Origin of the sequence: Olivibacter sp. SDN3 (assembly GCF_014334135.1) — a bacterium.
GTDB lineage: Bacteria > Bacteroidota > Bacteroidia > Sphingobacteriales > Sphingobacteriaceae > Olivibacter.
In genome coordinates this window covers 2,818,538-2,834,561 of sequence record NZ_CP060497.1, presented here as the reverse complement: position 1 = coordinate 2,834,561, position 16,024 = coordinate 2,818,538, and the positions used below count along the sequence as shown (strand labels likewise).

13 protein-coding genes, 1 tRNA gene and 1 pseudogene are annotated in these 16,024 nt (G+C 38.7%); 7 read left to right on the top strand and 8 right to left on the bottom strand.

Annotation, left to right across the window (positions count from 1 at the left end):
• Positions 1 to 787: 787 nt before the first annotated feature.
• The 3 genes and pseudogenes from H8S90_RS11625 (at position 788) to H8S90_RS11620 (ending at position 2,260) form a co-directional block, all read left to right on the top strand.
• Positions 788 to 1,126: a hypothetical protein gene (locus H8S90_RS11625; protein WP_255501919.1), complete on the top strand. Its 339-nt coding sequence runs from the start codon at positions 788 to 790 to the stop codon at positions 1,124 to 1,126.
• Positions 1,101 to 1,244: pseudogene (locus H8S90_RS26210) on the top strand (Crp/Fnr family transcriptional regulator); the annotation flags it as partial. The gene H8S90_RS11625 and the pseudogene H8S90_RS26210, both read left to right, overlap by 26 nt.
• Positions 1,245 to 1,396: 152 nt before the next feature.
• Complete coding sequence (locus H8S90_RS11620) at positions 1,397 to 2,260, top strand: SDR family oxidoreductase (protein ID WP_187342689.1); 864 nt, start codon at positions 1,397 to 1,399, stop codon at positions 2,258 to 2,260.
• A 94-nt stretch (positions 2,261 to 2,354) separates the two neighbouring features.
• Here H8S90_RS11620 and H8S90_RS11615 read toward each other — a convergent pair whose 3' ends face one another.
• The gene (locus H8S90_RS11615) at positions 2,355 to 3,473 is read right to left on the bottom strand and encodes a Gfo/Idh/MocA family protein (RefSeq protein WP_187342688.1); all 1,119 of its coding nucleotides are present in this window, start codon (positions 3,471 to 3,473) and stop codon (positions 2,355 to 2,357) included.
• A gap of 178 nt (positions 3,474 to 3,651) precedes the next feature.
• Between H8S90_RS11615 and H8S90_RS11610 the strand changes: the two genes are divergently transcribed.
• Positions 3,652 to 3,861, top strand: coding sequence for a hypothetical protein (locus tag H8S90_RS11610; RefSeq protein ID WP_187342687.1), 210 nt, complete (start codon positions 3,652 to 3,654; stop codon positions 3,859 to 3,861).
• A 22-nt stretch (positions 3,862 to 3,883) separates the two neighbouring features.
• On the opposite strand, the gene H8S90_RS11605 is transcribed toward H8S90_RS11610, so the two are convergent.
• A complete protein-coding gene (locus tag H8S90_RS11605; RefSeq protein WP_187342686.1) occupies positions 3,884 to 4,330 on the bottom strand; it encodes a hypothetical protein in 447 nt (148 codons plus the stop codon).
• Positions 4,331 to 4,512: 182 nt separating this feature from the next.
• Here H8S90_RS11605 and H8S90_RS11600 point away from each other — a divergent pair.
• Positions 4,513 to 4,586: transfer RNA gene (locus H8S90_RS11600), tRNA-Ala, on the top strand.
• A 523-nt stretch (positions 4,587 to 5,109) separates the two neighbouring features.
• On the opposite strand, the gene H8S90_RS11595 is transcribed toward H8S90_RS11600, so the two are convergent.
• From H8S90_RS11595 to H8S90_RS11585, 3 genes are all read right to left on the bottom strand, one after another.
• Positions 5,110 to 6,294: an ROK family transcriptional regulator gene (locus H8S90_RS11595; protein ID WP_187342685.1), complete on the bottom strand. Its 1,185-nt coding sequence runs from the start codon at positions 6,292 to 6,294 to the stop codon at positions 5,110 to 5,112.
• 279 nt (positions 6,295 to 6,573) lie between these two features.
• The gene (locus tag H8S90_RS11590; protein WP_187342684.1) at positions 6,574 to 8,094 is read right to left on the bottom strand and encodes a malate:quinone oxidoreductase; all 1,521 of its coding nucleotides are present in this window, start codon (positions 8,092 to 8,094) and stop codon (positions 6,574 to 6,576) included.
• 171 nt (positions 8,095 to 8,265) lie between these two features.
• Positions 8,266 to 9,438 carry an acyl-CoA dehydrogenase gene (locus H8S90_RS11585; RefSeq protein ID WP_187342683.1) on the bottom strand — a complete coding sequence of 391 codons (1,173 nt, stop codon included), beginning with the start codon at positions 9,436 to 9,438 and terminating at the stop codon, positions 8,266 to 8,268.
• Positions 9,439 to 9,657: 219 nt separating this feature from the next.
• Between H8S90_RS11585 and H8S90_RS11580 the strand changes: the two genes are divergently transcribed.
• Positions 9,658 to 10,575: a DUF6263 family protein gene (locus H8S90_RS11580; RefSeq protein WP_187342682.1), complete on the top strand. Its 918-nt coding sequence runs from the start codon at positions 9,658 to 9,660 to the stop codon at positions 10,573 to 10,575.
• A 28-nt stretch (positions 10,576 to 10,603) separates the two neighbouring features.
• Here H8S90_RS11580 and H8S90_RS11575 read toward each other — a convergent pair whose 3' ends face one another.
• From H8S90_RS11575 to H8S90_RS11565, 3 genes are read right to left on the bottom strand one after another with little or no spacing between them, the layout of a single operon-like run.
• On the bottom strand, positions 10,604 to 11,134 hold the full coding sequence (locus tag H8S90_RS11575) for an adenine phosphoribosyltransferase (RefSeq protein ID WP_187342681.1): 531 nt from the start codon (positions 11,132 to 11,134) through the stop codon (positions 10,604 to 10,606).
• Positions 11,127 to 12,047 (bottom strand): helix-hairpin-helix domain-containing protein, encoded by a 921-nt coding sequence (locus tag H8S90_RS11570; RefSeq protein ID WP_187342680.1) that lies wholly within the window; start codon positions 12,045 to 12,047, stop codon positions 11,127 to 11,129. The genes H8S90_RS11575 and H8S90_RS11570 overlap by 8 nt, the downstream gene beginning before the upstream one ends.
• 31 nt (positions 12,048 to 12,078) lie before the next feature.
• Positions 12,079 to 13,491 carry an APC family permease gene (locus H8S90_RS11565; protein WP_187342679.1) on the bottom strand — a complete coding sequence of 471 codons (1,413 nt, stop codon included), beginning with the start codon at positions 13,489 to 13,491 and terminating at the stop codon, positions 12,079 to 12,081.
• 177 nt (positions 13,492 to 13,668) lie between these two features.
• Between H8S90_RS11565 and H8S90_RS11560 the strand changes: the two genes are divergently transcribed.
• Positions 13,669 to 15,906 (top strand): sodium-translocating pyrophosphatase, encoded by a 2,238-nt coding sequence (locus H8S90_RS11560; RefSeq protein ID WP_255501918.1) that lies wholly within the window; start codon positions 13,669 to 13,671, stop codon positions 15,904 to 15,906.
• The last annotated feature ends 118 nt before the right edge of the window (positions 15,907 to 16,024 follow it).

The window sequence follows — 16,024 nt, the reverse complement described above, 5'->3', positions numbered from 1 at the left end:
AAGTTCTAAAAAATTGAAGTGCAGATAAATTTATTGAGATCACAGGCAGGTTATCATTTTGGCCTGCCCGCAGCTATCGCCTAGATGCAGCTATTTCTTCAACATTCATTGAAACGTTTCTTTCATGAGAAAAAAGAATCTACGGTTTCTTATCGATTCTTCATGCATGACTTTGCTCAATACTTTTCAAAGTATTGAGCACTTCTTTTCGTCATCATAGATTTCACGTCATTTGCGCTATCCTTTTTCATTTTGTTTAAATCAGCGTAATACATAAGCTCACATGCCACATCATGGCCAATATATTCTTTATATTCACAACCTTCTCCATCGTAACGATGATAGTAAAAATGCCTATCGACACATGGAAAGTAACTTTTTTGCTAAGTCTCTTAGGAACAATAATTTTTTCAATACATAAATGTCGCTTGGTTCGAATAGCACGGGACATCGTTCTTTTGTTGCCTATGTCGTCGGGATAGCCGGATTCGAATTTTAGTTTTTAATTTTTTGTACGTTTCGGATCATCACTTTCTTCTATTAAATATGCGATTTCCTTCAATTCCTCCATAATTTGGTTCGAATTTTGCCCAGCTGGGAGCACAAAAAGCCATCTCTTAAGAAATTTCGAGATGGTTTTTTTTTCATTTCTTTGAGCCGATTTCTTCGGCGAGACGGTCACGGGTAAATCACCCCTACGGCTGGTTTTACATAGTTTTTTGTTGAACTTCACGCAAAACCGTAACAAATAGGTAACGGAAATTTTTGCGTGCTAATTGAAAAAATTATGGCAACCGTAAGCGCAAAGGTTTATGAACACCACAAGAAAGCAGATGGAACTTACAACGTAAAAGTTTGTGTCCATCACAAAAGTGAAAGAAAGTTTATTGACACCAATCACTTTGTTGTCAAGAAGCAACTCACCAAGGATTTAAAAATCAAAGATCCTTTTATTGCGGACAAGGTCGAACAACAGCTAAGGGATTATCGAAAGATGATTAGCGACCTCGACGATCGATTGGATTACTTCACCGCCGAATCCTTACGAGATTACTTGCGTGATAAAGATGAGGACGTCGACTTTATCAAATTTTGTACTCACCACCCGTTATTTATCGTTCATTGAACAGTTTCCCGGTCTTGTCAATCGTGTTCCGCTTTCTCATATCGCTTCTTATGTAGGGATCACCCAACAATCATTGAGCAGAATAAGAAAAAACCTTCATGGTGGAAAACATTATTAACAGCAATGAAACTGTCATGAAGGTTCTTTATGGCCTTTTGGATACATGCACTTTCAGAAAAAATATCCGTTGAGATCACTTTTTACCAAATGGTAAATGTTCTGCTTTTTCAAAGCCCGATATTTGTTTCATTAATTTAAATGAACAAAAAAATGAGCAAAAAAGTTGTATTAATTACAGGAACAAATAGCGGATTTGGATGGCTGACAGCCAATAGTGTCGCAGCATTGGGTCATAAAGTTTATGCGACCATGAGAGATACTAATGGAAAGAATGCTGATAAAGCAAGAGCCTTATCACAGGTAGAAAATGTAACCGTTTTAGATCTGGCACTAACTGACGAAACAAGTGTGAAAAATGCCATTGACACCATTATCGCTACAGAAGGAAGCATTGATGTATTGGTAAATAATGCGGGCATTTCGATGTTCGGTGTGGCTGAAAGCGCTACTACTGATGATGTGCAACGGATATTTGATGTCAATGTTACCGCTCCCTGGAGATTGATGAAATTGGCGTTACCTTTTATGCGTAAACAATCGGAAGGTTTGATCATCAATGTTTCGAGCGGGTGGGGTAGATTCTCCGCTCCTTTTTCAGTAGTGTATGGTGCTTCAAAGTTCGCTTTGGAAGGTTTAAGCGAAGGTTTGCATTATGAACTAAGACCGTTAGGGGTTGATGTAGCCATTATTCAACCAGGCGCTTTTCCTACTGAAATGTCCCAAAAGGTCCAATTTGGCTCTGATACTTCAGTGGTAGACAGCTATGAAGTAATAGCTGATTTTCAAAATAAAATGGGTAGTGCGATTGTTCAAATGCTTGAAACGGTCAAGCCTAACCCTCAAGATGTTGCAGACGCGGTAGTAAATCTGATCAATTTGCCAAAAGGTCAAAGGCCATTGAGAACAGTTGTTGACCCCTCGACAGGAGAAATTGTTGAAGCGGCTAACGAAGCTGTCAAAGTGGAATACGCAAAAGTTTTAACAGCGTTTGGAATGAAAGAACTTTTAGCGTAAACTATCTGCTTTACGGAAAAAAATAAAAGGAGCAGAAAAGTGAGCATATAAAAAAGCCCTTTTTAAAAAGGGCTTTTTTATTTTAATGAGAAAATCACAAAGTCAAGTTAAGTTTTTCCCCGGTTTCGCAGGCTTTATAAATAGCATCAATGATCTTAAGATCTTTTAGTCCTTCTTCTCCATCTACGGGTACAATAGGCTTATTTTCCGAAAGGATAATTCCCGCCATTTCTTCCATTTGCAATGTTTGATGCGTTATATGCGGCTGCGTTAGTTCCCCCTTATGTGAGCGTCCCTCTATTGGGCCGTACCCTGTGGAAGGCTGCATTTCAGCAAAGCCCTCTTCACCATTTAAAAAAAATCTATCAAGATAATTCATATTATAGGTGGATAAACACGAAGCGACGGCCCCACTTGGAAAACCAAGTTGAAACTGAATAGTTTCATCTACTCCTTCCTTAAATTTAACGGTGTCGGTTTTGGTTTCCTGCGCAGTTACCCACACCGGTTCTTCACCTACCATATAACGGGCACCGTTAATGGCGTAAATTCCGATATCCATCAATGAGCCACCACCAGCTAACTCTTTATCTAACCGCCACTGATTTGGATCTCCCACCCTAAACCCACACTGTCCCTGAAAAAAAAGTATCTTACCAAAATCGCCATTTTTCCTCATATTAATTACCTCAAGCGTTTTTGGTTCAAAATGCATACGATATCCTACTAACAGTTTCACATTTGCCTGAGCACATGCGTCAACCATCTCTGCACCCTCCTCCGCGTTAAGAGCCATTGGCTTTTCGCAAATCACGTGCTTGCCTGCTTTTGCTACTCTTATAACTTGATCGTGATGCAGTGCATTGGGTGTAATAACATAAACGGCATCTATTTCAGGGTTATCTTTTATATTATCAAAATTCTCATAGTTATAACAGTTTCCTTCGGGTATGTTATATTTAGCTTGCCATGCCTCTATCTTTGCTGGTGTACCACTGATTACTCCCACCAACTTAGCTTTTTTACAATCCTGCATAGCCTCTGCAACTCGGGTTCCGTATCCCCCAAGTCCCATGATAGCAACACGTAGAATGGGGCCATCATACAATATACCATTAACCTCTGGAGAATCAAATGTCCATAACGAAGGTAAAAACGGCAAGGCCATTGCTGAATAAGTAAGCTTATGAAGAAAGTCTCTTCGTGCATTCATATTATCAAGATTAAGGTTTTTATTTCATTTGTATTTTTAACAAAAATAAAATAAAATAGTTTCCCTTTAAAAGTCAGCCTATTTAATTACTAATAAAAAACAGGTTGTAACAACATTTATCTTCCACAGTTGTTAATCTAAAAAGTCGTTATACCTTTTATATTAAACATCTACAACTATGTTGGAAAGATTTGAAAAATGGGCAGAAGAGATTGAAGGTAATTGGACAGGTTATTCTATTACCTATGATAAACAGTCATTTATTGTTTACGATACTACAAAAAAAGAATTAGCAAGGATTGATTATAACGATGGCAGATATGACATCACAGGAGATGATTTACCTACTGTTCAGAAGTTAACAGACTTAATACATCATCGCCATTGACAATTTTCTTTATCATTTATGCTCATTTCAAGTTAACGGATAAATTAAACTTGCCATAATACGGCGTGCCCACCATCTGATTTTCTGCCACCACTATACGATACAAACCTGTTTGGCTTAACTTATACTCCATTTGATTACCGAAAGGACCGTCTGCTGAACCATCAGGCATAAAAATTTGAGCAAGCCTCACATTTCCTCCTGGCTGCTCGGGTACTACTTTGACGAAAAGTACTACGGGGGCCTTTTTAATCTCGAAAACAAACGTTATACGTTTTCCTTTCTCCATAGGTACCGTTTTTTTCGCCTGTCCGTCTTCAAGCTGTAACATAATGGAATCTGTTGCAGATGCACTACCCTCTTGTTTCTTCTGAATAACAGGCGATGCTCCTTCCGAATTTCTCTCACGATTTTTTTCATGTTGATTTCCGCAAGAACACACTAAAATGATAAGGACAAGTCTTATCAAAAGAGAGATCCTGTTTATTTCATTCATACTTTCATGAACAAGTCTTTTTTCATATTGTTTCAAAATTAGGTCGTGCGAAAATATCTGTTATCCAATACACATAAAATTTCAGAGAATTAAACTACTTAAATTATATTTGTAGATATTAAGCTATTTATTATCTTTGCCGACATAAGAATTATGGGGGTTTAGCTCAGCTGGCTAGAGCGCTTGCCTGGCAGGCAAGAGGTCACCGGTTCGACTCCGGTAATCTCCACAATCCGAAAGATTAATTCTGCTGATTTTCAAGACATTATCAATAGATTAATTTTGAAGGCAACATTTTTGGCAGCAATTTTGGGCACTTTTCTTGAAGGATTTTGACTGTCGTTGTAAAGCCTCAACGCTATGAAGGCAAAAAAGCTCATATAGCTCTTTCAAAAATCGAAAGAGCTATATGAGCTTTTTTGCATATCTGTAGCGAGGTGTGGTATAGGATCATTTTGTTTGAATGATAGAAGCTTCTAGGCATACTCCATGTTATCTCTCTTCTGTTGTTTAGAACTTGAGACACTTCATAGATCCAATATGGGTTCTAAATCTTGCTTAAGTCTTTTTTCCTCCATTTTCAATTTGATCACTTCGACAGGATCCAATGCCGGTAAATTCGGAGTTCTACCTTTATAAAGTTATAGGTGACATACACTGTGTTCCGGGAGCAGTTGAAAATGACCACGTAGTATTTGATACAACTTTTAATAATGAGACAAATGATTATAAAATTCTAAATGACTTACTATTTATCTAAAATCGCAATTTTCTATAACTAGTGTCGCCGCTCCTAATAATTGAATTTCTTGAGATAGATCAGAAACGGCTAAGGTTGTTTGCTCGGCTAAACGGGGGATACAATATTCATTGATGGCTTGATGAATGGGTGCTAGCCATATTCTACCTGCAGAGGCTCCCCGTCCACTTAAAACGATACGTTCAGGATTCATAATATGTATTAATGTAGCGAGTCCTTTCCCAATCATTAACCCTCCCTCTGCCAGCAAAGATACGGCTAAGGGGTCGCCCTTTTTTGCTGCACTTAACAACTGCTCACCAGCTAAACGTTTTTTATCAGCAAAAAGATATTCTAAGCTAGATTTCGATCCATTGGCAAGTTCTCTTTCTGCTTTTTTCACCAGGATAGATAAAGAAGCGTCAACTTCTAAGCAACCCCTTTTACCACAGGAGCACAAGTTATTACTATTTGCCAACGGGATATGGCTAAATTCTCCAGCATAGCCATTATGCCCCCTAAAGATTATGCCATCTACAATCATCCCCAAACCTATTCCCCAACCAATATTGACAACCATAACATCCTTATACCCCTTTGCTATACCAAATTTGAGTTCAGCCATTGCGATAGTTCTTGAATCGTTATCGATAAAAACGGGCACTTTTATCTTTTTACTAATATACTTGGGCAAGTAAGGTTGATCTGGGAAAAAAGTATGATTGATCCCTTCTTTCATATTATATACCCCCGGCATGGCAATTCCAACACCTAAGATTTCATCATTTGAAAAGGTGGATTTCTCAATCATTTCTTTTATGAAAGAAATCAACTCTTCTAATATGCTAGGCGTATTTAGCAAATCCATCCTAACAGAGCCCAAGGAATCAACTTTTTCATTTACAAGATTATAAATACAAACTCTAGTCTCTAACTGATCTATCGCTACCGCTACGATACAACGTTTTTTGTTTGCATCTAAAAGATATGTTACCGGTCTACGTCCTCCTGTTGATGGAGCTAAACCATATTCCATAATATATCCACTTTCTAAAAGCAAATTCACTGCTGTGGAAACTACAGGTAAGCTTTTTTTGGTATGAGTGCACAAATCAGCTAAGGATAAAGCCCCATTATAGTACAGTTGCCTTAATATTGCACGCTTCAGATCCTCTTGTTTTTGTATTTTCGCTGTCAAAACTGGTCAGTTTAAGTAAAAACTTTCAACTAAAATAGGTAATATTGATGAAAGCTCCTAATCTATCTTTTCGTCGTTTTCCCCTATTTATTAACCAACTAAAACATTTTAATAAACAAAAATCCAGGTAATTCTAACTGGTTTTATAAATAACAGCAACAGCATACTCCCTCATATAGGAAAAGAAAGTATAAAGTAAATAAAAATGCTATTTACAACATTAAAAAAGGGTAAGATATCTACACTCTTACCCTTTTTCCAGTTTGTGTATTTACGCTGTTATACGCCTTCTTCAACTAGTTCGTCAAGCCCCAACAGTCTGCTGCTTTTTTTACGAGTTGAAATTGCCAGTTCGGCGTCATTAGCTAATGATTGACCAAAGGAAGCAATCATTTCACTGAATTTATTCTGCCAAGGTTCTGCGTTCATTTGTTCAGGAAAGCATTTTTGCAACAATTTCACCATTATTGAAACTGAGGTTGATGCTCCAGGAGAAGCTCCGAGCAAGGCCGATAAAGAACCATCAGCGCTACTAACCACCTCAGTCCCGAATTCTAAAACCCCTCCATGTACCGGGTCCTTTTTTATTACTTGTACCCGCTGCCCTGCTATTTCCAGCTCCCAATCATCTTTACGTGCAGTTGGAACATATTCTTTTAGGGCATCTATTCTATCATCTGAAGACTGCCTAACCTGATTTATTAAATATTTAGTTAGCTTCAGATTATCTAATCCAGCAGCTAACATTGGCCTAATATTATTGATCTTAATAGACGAAGGTAAATCCAACCAAGATCCGTTTTTCAAGAATTTAGTAGAAAAACCTGCGTAAGGCCCAAAAAGTAGCGCTTTTTTACCATCTATAATACGAGTATCTAAATGCGGTACAGACATAGGTGGAGAACCTACTGCTGCTTTCCCATAAACTTTTGCTTCGTGCTTAGCCACAATCGCCGGATTTGTACAGCGCAACCACTGGCCGCTCACAGGAAAACCTCCAAAACCTTTACCCTCTTTAATTCCAGATTTTTCCAGCAAGTGTAAAGCTCCGCCACCAGCACCTATAAACACGAACTTCGCTATAACTGTACGTTTGCGTTTTGTGGTACTATTCCTAACCTCTATTTTCCATCGGCCATCAGGCAAACGTTCCAAATCACGAACTTCATGTGCTAGTCTCAATTTAAAATGGCTTTGTTTACGAAGATGGTCAAAAAGACAACGTGTCAATCCTCCGAAATTAACGTCGGTACCGATGTCCATCCTGGTAGCAGCTACGGCCTGGTCAGCTCTTCTTCCCTCCATGACGAGCGGCATCCAATTTTGCAAGGTAGACCGGTCTTCACTATACTCCATGCCTTTAAAAAGATGATGGTCCTCCATCTTTTTAAATCGTTTGCGAAGATAATCGACATTTGTTTCTCCCCATACAAAACTCATATGCGGGACATTTCTAATAAATTGCGTAGGTTCCTTAAGGATATTTTGCTCCACTAAATATGCCCAAAATTCTTTGGAAACCTCAAACTGCTCTGCAATGTTTATTGCTTTCCCAATATCAACAGAACCGTCAGGTAGCTGCGGGGTATAATTCAATTCGCAAAGAGCTGAATGTCCTGTGCCAGCATTATTCCAAGCATCGGAACTCTCGGCTGCCACCTCGTCTAAACGTTCAAAAACTTCTATATTAGCCTCTGGCAATAGCTGGTTTAACATGATACCTAAGGTAGCGCTCATTATTCCCGCACCTATCAATACAGCATCCTTTTCCTGAATGGTATTTTTGTTACTTTTAGTCATTTCAATCTATGAGGTTGCAAAAATAACACCATTGACTGATTTTTTATTATAAAATTGCTAAAAGAACAGAATATTTACACACAAAACACAAAGTTTTCCCTTCTTACTAGTAAAAATTATTCGATAAAGCCATTATTTTATCGAATATCGCAATAGACTAAAACAGCTAGCTCAAACGACTTTACCTTCTTTCAATACCTCTCTGGAAATGACAATCTTTTGAATTTCCGAAGTTCCTTCACCTATTGTACATAGCTTTGCGTCACGATAAAATTTCTCTGCCGGGAAATCTTTTGTGTAACCATATCCCCCAAAAATCTGCACCGCTTCCGTAGCCGCTTTGACTGCAACTTCTGAAGCATAATATTTCGCCATGGCAGAAATTTTTGTGACTGGTTGATGCGAGTTCTTCAAATTTGCGGCCTTCCTAACCAATAATTCTGCAGCCTCAATTTCTGTAGCCAAATCGGCCAATTTAAATGATATACCTTGAAAATTTGCTATCGGCTGCCCAAACTGATGCCTTTCTTTACTATACTTTATAGCTGCATCCAAAGCGCCTTTAGCTATCCCTAACGCGAGTGAAGCAATAGAGATTCGTCCACCATCCAATACTTTCATCGCTTGCTTGAACCCTTCTCCTTCGACCCCCAATAAGTGATCTTTCGGAATACGCACATTATCTAAAATCAATTCTGTAGTTTCGGAAGCTCGCATGCCTAGTTTATTCTCTTTTTTTCCATGACTAAATCCAGGTGTACCTTTTTCTATTACAAAAGCCGAAATTCCGTTAGCAGATTTTTTTTCTCCTGTTCGCGCCATAACAACCGCAACATCACCACTTTTTCCGTGAGTAATCCAATTTTTAGTTCCATTGATTACATACTCTTCTCCATTTAGCACTGCTGTGGTGTTCATACGCATGGCATCAGATCCCGTATTTGCTTCCGTTAAACCCCACGCACCTATCCACTCACCAGTTGAAAGTTTAGGCAACCATCTCCGCTTCTGAGTATCATTGCCAAAAGCAAGAATATGACCTGTACATAGCGAATTATGCGCGGCTACTGATAAGCCTATACCTCCACATACACGCGCAATTTCAACGATAACATGCATGTACTCACAATACCCCAATCCAGCCCCTCCAAACTCTTCAGGAACTAATACACCCAGCAAACCTAAATCGCCCATTTTTTTAAACAAGTCTTTTGGAAAGATTTGATTTTCGTCCCACTCCATCATATGAGGATGAATTTCTTTTTGAGCAAAGTCCTTGACCATGTCTCGAATCATCAAACTCTGTTCTGTATCAAAATGAAATGTTTCTACAATAGCGTGCATAGTAATTTATAATATGGTTCCATACAATAATAGCCAAATTATATATTAAAAAAGAATGAAAAATCAGTACAACATTTATAACGAAATAGTTTTGGGTATAAAAAACGCATTAACTAATTTAAAACTAAGAAGATCATCCCTCCTTTTCTTCCTGACTATAATTGTAACAATATTTTATTTTTATCATCCTAAACTTATACTCTTTTAAAATTACATATTATGCATAAAATCTTTTACAGTTTTATCTTCTTCATTTTAATAAGTAATACAAACTTTGCTAAAAGCAAAGCACCTTCCGATGTAGATGGAGCTGTGCAATCAGCTGTATTAAGAATGAACTTAAAGCAGGGGCTAAAATACCTTTATACAACCAACACTTCCCAAGTTATCTCGCAAGAAATTATGGGGAATAAAATGAACATTAAGCAACACACCACTATTGACTATATATATGAAGTACTGAAAAGCAATACAAACGGCCTTCAAATAAAAACAACCTACCAAAGCATCTCGATAAGTACAGATACACCAGAAGGTAATATTTCCTATGACTCAAAGAAACAAGAGAATAACGACAGCCCTTTTAAGGACATAGAAGCTATAGTTGGTAAAAGTTTCACTATGTATGTAAGTCCTGAAGGTGAAGTAACTCAAGTAGAAGGAATGGAAAGTATCATAAACTCTTTTGCTAAAGACGATCCCGCTCAACAACTTTTAAAACAGCAGTTCAGCGATTCCGCTTTTATTAATATCATGAATGCCGCTTTAAACATTTATCCTAATAAAGAAATCGACTTGGGAGAAAGTTGGCGCAAGGATTCTTCTGCAGAAATGGCTGGGCTCATGGCAACCGATATGCAAAACACCTATACGTTAACTGATATCAAGGGAAACGATGCGGTCATTTCGCTAACGTCAATTCTAAAACTATCACCTTTATCAGGTGAAGGAATACTTTCCAATATGAAAATCAACCTACAAGGCACGCAAAAAGGCACAATTAACACTCATATAACATCTGGTTTAATAATTTCCAGCACCATAAATCAAGAGATAACCGGGACGTTGAGTGCACAGGGACTCGAAATTCCAATGAACATTACATCTGAAATCACTGTAACAGGAAAAGAAATGTAAATGTACAAACAGTTTTTCTTACAGCATATTATTGATAATTAACAAGTGAAACGAGTTTATCACTAAATAATTCTAAGCGTTTACGCCCTTCTAAAAAATCCAAACTGATAACAAAACAGTACCCGGCAATATTACCACCTAATTTTTCAATTAATTGGCTTGCCGCTGCTATAGTTCCTCCTGTAGCCAGCAAATCATCGTGCAATAACACTTTGGTTCCCGTCTTGAAAGCATCGGCATGAACTTCTATAGTAGCTGTGCCGTACTCTAATTCGTAAGACTGCCTAACTGTTCGGTAGGGCAGCTTACCTGCTTTACGAATAGGAATAAAAGGTATTCCTAGCCTATTAGCCAGCATCAAACCAAACAAAAAACCTCTGCTTTCCACTCCCGCTATGGCATCAAAGGAAATATCTTGCAGACGCACTACAAAGGTCTCAATTATCTGATCACAGAGTTCTGCGTCTTGTAAGATAGGTGTAATGTCTTTAAAAATAATTCCTGGTTTAGGGAAATCAGCAACATCTCTTATTGCTGATCTGAGCATTGTATCAATCATTCATCAAAGTTAAATATGGTGCAATTTTAAGCAAATATTCATCATTAAATAAATCAATGGACAATAGCTCTTCAAGAGCATTGAAAGTACCATGCTGCCGTCTATACTGTACTATGACATTAGCATCTTTAGGTTTGATATAAGGGTGCTTTATGAGCGTCTCGTATTCAGCTTCATTTATATTAATTGATCGAATTTTCGCTTTATCAACCCAAAGGTATTGTTTAATTTCCTTGTATCTTAATGAATCCATCCCGTATACTTCCAACAGCTGATCAGGGTGAGAATAACCTCCTAAAAGCGCCCTATATTTTATAATACGGGACGCAAATACTTTCCCTATTCCGCGTAGCTGCAATAAATCTGTTGAATCGGCGGCATTTAACTCTATGGTTTTTACATATGCTGTAGGATGGGCGTTATACCTTACTTTTTTTTCCTTTTTCTCATTTAAAACGTTTTCATTATTGCGAGTCACCGGCTTTTTCATATCGGATCTTGATGGCAATGCTATATACTTCTCTAAATTTTCGTAGTCAGTTTCCGTGATAGTATATAGTTTTTTAAAATCCTCTTTGGTGCGAAAAGTGCCCCCTTTTGATTCGTAATTTTTAATATTATTAATCTGCTGCTCTGACAAACCCAACTTTTCCCATTCCGTAACAGGCAACTGATTCGGGTTAAAATGAAATAGATGGGCTACATTTCCACTAACCTCTTCATCTTGGGGTTTTTCAAATTGATCCATTTGCTGTGAGGATATCAACGGTTTCACCATATCCGAGTAATTAATGTCATCGGCAACAAATACGTAGCCGTAGAAGATTGGTGTGATCCAAACCAGCACAATGAAGAGCAACAGAACCGTAATCCCACGACTCTCCTTCCTACTAAATTCAAAATATTTCTGCACTTGCTTCAGCATAAAAACACACTATTTCAAACTATTCATGTTTTGTACTGAAGTAGTAAAAAGGAATCCCAAGCAAAACGATAACTAAACCTGGCCAAGTGAACGTTGGCTGATAGATCAATAAACCAACACAAATGGAAAGTGCGGCTATAATATATAATGCAGGCAGTACAGGATAACCAATGGCCTTATAAGGGCGTTTAATATCAGGTCTTTTCCTTCTTAGAATAAAAACGCCCAATATTGTTAATGCGTAAAATATAAGTACCACGAATACAACGTAATTCAACAAATCACTGTACTTCCCCGTGAGACACAATATCGACGCCCAAACACATTGTGCCCATAAACCCCATCCCGGCACCTCAAATTTATTAAGTGAAGCGGCCCTTTTAAGAAAAACCCCATCATTTGCCATTGTATAATAAACTCTCGCACCAGATAATATCAATCCATTATTACAACCAAAGGTTGATATCATAATCATCACCGCTATTACTATAGTGCCTGCATTCCCAAAAATCGCATTTGAAGCTACCACAGCAACTCGATCGGCAGGGGCAAAGGCTATCTCTTCTGTAGATAGGGTTGCGAGATACATGATATTCGTTGAAACGTATATAATGGTAACGATAAGCGTTCCCAAAAACAAACTCAAGCCTATATTACGCTTTGGATTTCTGATCTCTCCTGCTATAAACGTAACATTATTCCAAGCATCACTGGAAAACAGTGAACCCACCATGGCAGACACAATACCGGCAAAAAGAGCGGCACCTCCAACTTCCACGAAGCTGTTAGAAAAAGTATTCCATGTTTTAGGCACCCACGCGTCACTCCAGTTAACGTCCCACACATTGTTATTAAATGCTGTTAATAATCCCCATATGGTGAGCCCTCCTAAGGAGAAAATTTTAATGATGGTAAGCGTTGTCTGCAGTATTTTACCATTTTTCACCCCCCGCGTATTCAGCCAAGTCAAAATTACGATAGTTGCTATTGCTAAAAACTGCGCAGCGTTGAGCTGAATAAAACGGGTATCCCAAAGAATATTTTCGTCACTAACGAAGGGGAGTAAATAAGCAGCAAACTTTGCAAACGCCACCCCCACTGCTGCGATAGTTCCCGTTTGAACAACTGTAAAAAGTGCCCAGCCGTACAAAAATGCTACCAATCGATTATATGCTTCTCGAAGATATACGTATTGCCCTCCTGCTTTAGGGAACATGGCCGAAAGCTCACCATAACTCAGTGCGGCAGTTAAAGTTACTATTCCTGTCAAAACCCATATAGCAATTAACCACCCAGCACTGCCCACGTAACGAACGATGTCTGCACTAACAATAAATATTCCTGAACCTATCATCGATCCTACTACAAGCATCGTTGCATCTAATAGGCCCAGCTCCTTTTTCATTTGATTCTCCGGTTGGATATTGTCCATAAAATAACGTCTTCCATTTAGTTTAGACGAATGTATATAAAATATCACAAAAAACACTGCCAGCCTGTTAATGAAAAGAAATTTAATATTTTCGGTCAAATAAATTTGATTATATCAAGAACCCTCTTTATTTTCGGCGGTAACCATTTATACAAAAAAATATAACCAATTAAAATTATGGATTTTTTACATAGTAACCTCATCTACATCATACCTGTATTTGGCCTTGTTGGCATCGTAGTTATGGCTTTTAAATCAAGTTGGGTTAGCAAGCAAGACCCTGGAGATGCTAATATGCAAGAATTAGCAGGACACATAGCAAATGGTGCTATGGCGTTCTTAAAAGCCGAATGGAGAGTCCTTTCCTATTTCGTCATTATTGCAGGCGTTTTATTAGCATGGTCAGGAACTCTTAGTCCCTCTTCAAGTTGGGTCATTGCAATTTCTTTTGCCATAGGTGCTGTTACTTCTGCCTTTGCCGGATATATAGGTATGAATATAGCAACAAAAGCTAATGTACGCACTACGCAAGCAGCCAGAACAAGCCTGGCAAAAGCACTAAAAGTCTCCTTCACCGGGGGTACGGTTATGGGGTTAGGGGTAGCGGGTCTTGCAGTGTTAGGCATAGGCTCACTATTTATCATATTTTACAATATATATGTGATTAATACCGGTGGCGATGTTAATGGTTTGGCGATGGAAAGGGCGTTGGAAGTGTTAGCGGGATTTTCATTAGGTGCTGAATCTATTGCACTATTTGCGCGAGTTGGTGGAGGTATTTACACAAAAGCCGCTGATGTTGGTGCCGACTTAGTGGGCAAAGTAGAAGCTGGAATACCTGAAGATGACGTACGTAATCCTGCGACTATTGCAGATAATGTAGGCGATAATGTGGGCGATGTTGCAGGCATGGGAGCCGATCTATTTGGGTCTTACGTTGCAACAATATTAGCCACTATGGTTTTAGGGAGGGAGATTGTGTCGGAAGATAACTTTGGAGGGATCGCCCCCATATTACTCCCCATGCTCATAGCTGGGCTAGGACTAATATTTTCTATTATTGGCGCTTCATTAGTTAAGGTCTCAAATGAGAAAGGTAATGTTCAAAATGCATTAAATTTAGGTAACTGGACATCCATAGTATTGACGGCGGTGGCTTCCTTTTTCGCTGTTCGGTGGTTATTACCTGATAACATGGTCATAAGGGGTTTTGAATTTTCAAAAACCGACACATATATGGCTATCTTGGTAGGACTTATTGTGGGCGCCCTTATGAGTATTATTACAGAATATTACACCGCCATGTCTAGACGACCTGTTCGATCCATTGTTCAGCAATCGATTACAGGCCACGCCACTAACATTATTGCCGGACTCGCAGTGGGTATGGAATCTACAGTACTACCCATATTGGTATTAGCATCTGGTATTTATGGTTCGTATCATTTTGCTGGGCTATACGGCGTAGCAATAGCTGCCGCGGGAATGATGGCCACAACCGCTATGCAATTAGCTATAGATGCTTTTGGACCTATAGCAGATAACGCTGGTGGCATTGCCGAGATGAGCCAGCTTCCTGAAGAAGTACGGGGCAGAACAGATAATCTTGACGCCGTAGGCAATACTACTGCAGCAACAGGGAAAGGATTCGCCATTGCATCAGCAGCACTCACCTCCCTAGCACTATTCGCTGCCTTTGTCGGCGTCGCCGGAATAGATCGGATTGATATCTACAAGGCAAATGTATTGGCAGGATTATTTATTGGTGGAATGATCCCTTTTATATTCTCAGCGTTATGCATTTCTGCTGTTGGCAGAGCTGCAATGGATATGGTTCAAGAAGTGCGTCGTCAGTTCAAAGAAATACCGGGGATTATGGAATATAAGGCCAAGCCCGAATATAGTCGATGCGTAGAAATATCTACCAAAGCTTCTATCAGAGAAATGATGTTACCCGGAGCTATCGCGTTGACTGTGCCTGTAATTATAGGGTTCTGCTTTGGACCGGAAGTACTTGGAGGACTACTAGCTGGAGTAACGGTTTCAGGGGTGTTAATGGGCATGTTTCAATCGAATGCAGGTGGAGCCTGGGATAATGCAAAAAAATCTTTCGAAAAGGGCGTGGAGATAAATGGCCAAGTATACTATAAAAAGTCGGAGCCTCATAAAGCTTCCGTGACAGGAGACACCGTAGGTGATCCTTTTAAAGACACTTCTGGCCCATCTATGAACATTTTAATCAAATTAATGTCTATTGTATCGTTAATTATAGCTCCTCATCTCAATCTCAGTGAACATGAGATAGTAAAAACAAAAAACCCACCATTAAAACAGCAGGAATTTTTAAAAAGCTCACCTAAAAATGCAACGGCGGATCATGAAATAGTACTACACGGCACAAATACACTAAAATAAACCTCGTCCGTTCTGCATTTTTAAAATAAAAATTGTAGGTTTGAAATTCTTTTAAAAAAGATGTTTTTTTAGAGAAAAAAGCAATGAAATACGTTACATAATTCATTTATTTTTAAAG

What these genes read in the sequence shown, in the direction of transcription:
- H8S90_RS11625 (WP_255501919.1), top strand. Translation starts at nt 788, where the DNA reads ATGGCAACCGTAAGCGCAAAGGTTTATGAACACCACAAGAAAGCAGAT.
- H8S90_RS11620 (WP_187342689.1), top strand. Translation starts at nt 1,397, where the DNA reads ATGAGCAAAAAAGTTGTATTAATTACAGGAACAAATAGCGGATTTGGA.
- H8S90_RS11615 (WP_187342688.1), bottom strand. Translation starts at nt 3,473, where the DNA reads ATGAATGCACGAAGAGACTTTCTTCATAAGCTTACTTATTCAGCAATG.
- H8S90_RS11610 (WP_187342687.1), top strand. Translation starts at nt 3,652, where the DNA reads ATGTTGGAAAGATTTGAAAAATGGGCAGAAGAGATTGAAGGTAATTGG.
- H8S90_RS11590 (WP_187342684.1), bottom strand. Translation starts at nt 8,094, where the DNA reads ATGACTAAAAGTAACAAAAATACCATTCAGGAAAAGGATGCTGTATTG.
- H8S90_RS11585 (WP_187342683.1), bottom strand. Translation starts at nt 9,438, where the DNA reads ATGCACGCTATTGTAGAAACATTTCATTTTGATACAGAACAGAGTTTG.
- H8S90_RS11580 (WP_187342682.1), top strand. Translation starts at nt 9,658, where the DNA reads ATGCATAAAATCTTTTACAGTTTTATCTTCTTCATTTTAATAAGTAAT.
- H8S90_RS11575 (WP_187342681.1), bottom strand. Translation starts at nt 11,134, where the DNA reads ATGATTGATACAATGCTCAGATCAGCAATAAGAGATGTTGCTGATTTC.
- H8S90_RS11565 (WP_187342679.1), bottom strand. Translation starts at nt 13,491, where the DNA reads ATGGACAATATCCAACCGGAGAATCAAATGAAAAAGGAGCTGGGCCTA.
- H8S90_RS11560 (WP_255501918.1), top strand. Translation starts at nt 13,669, where the DNA reads ATGGATTTTTTACATAGTAACCTCATCTACATCATACCTGTATTTGGC.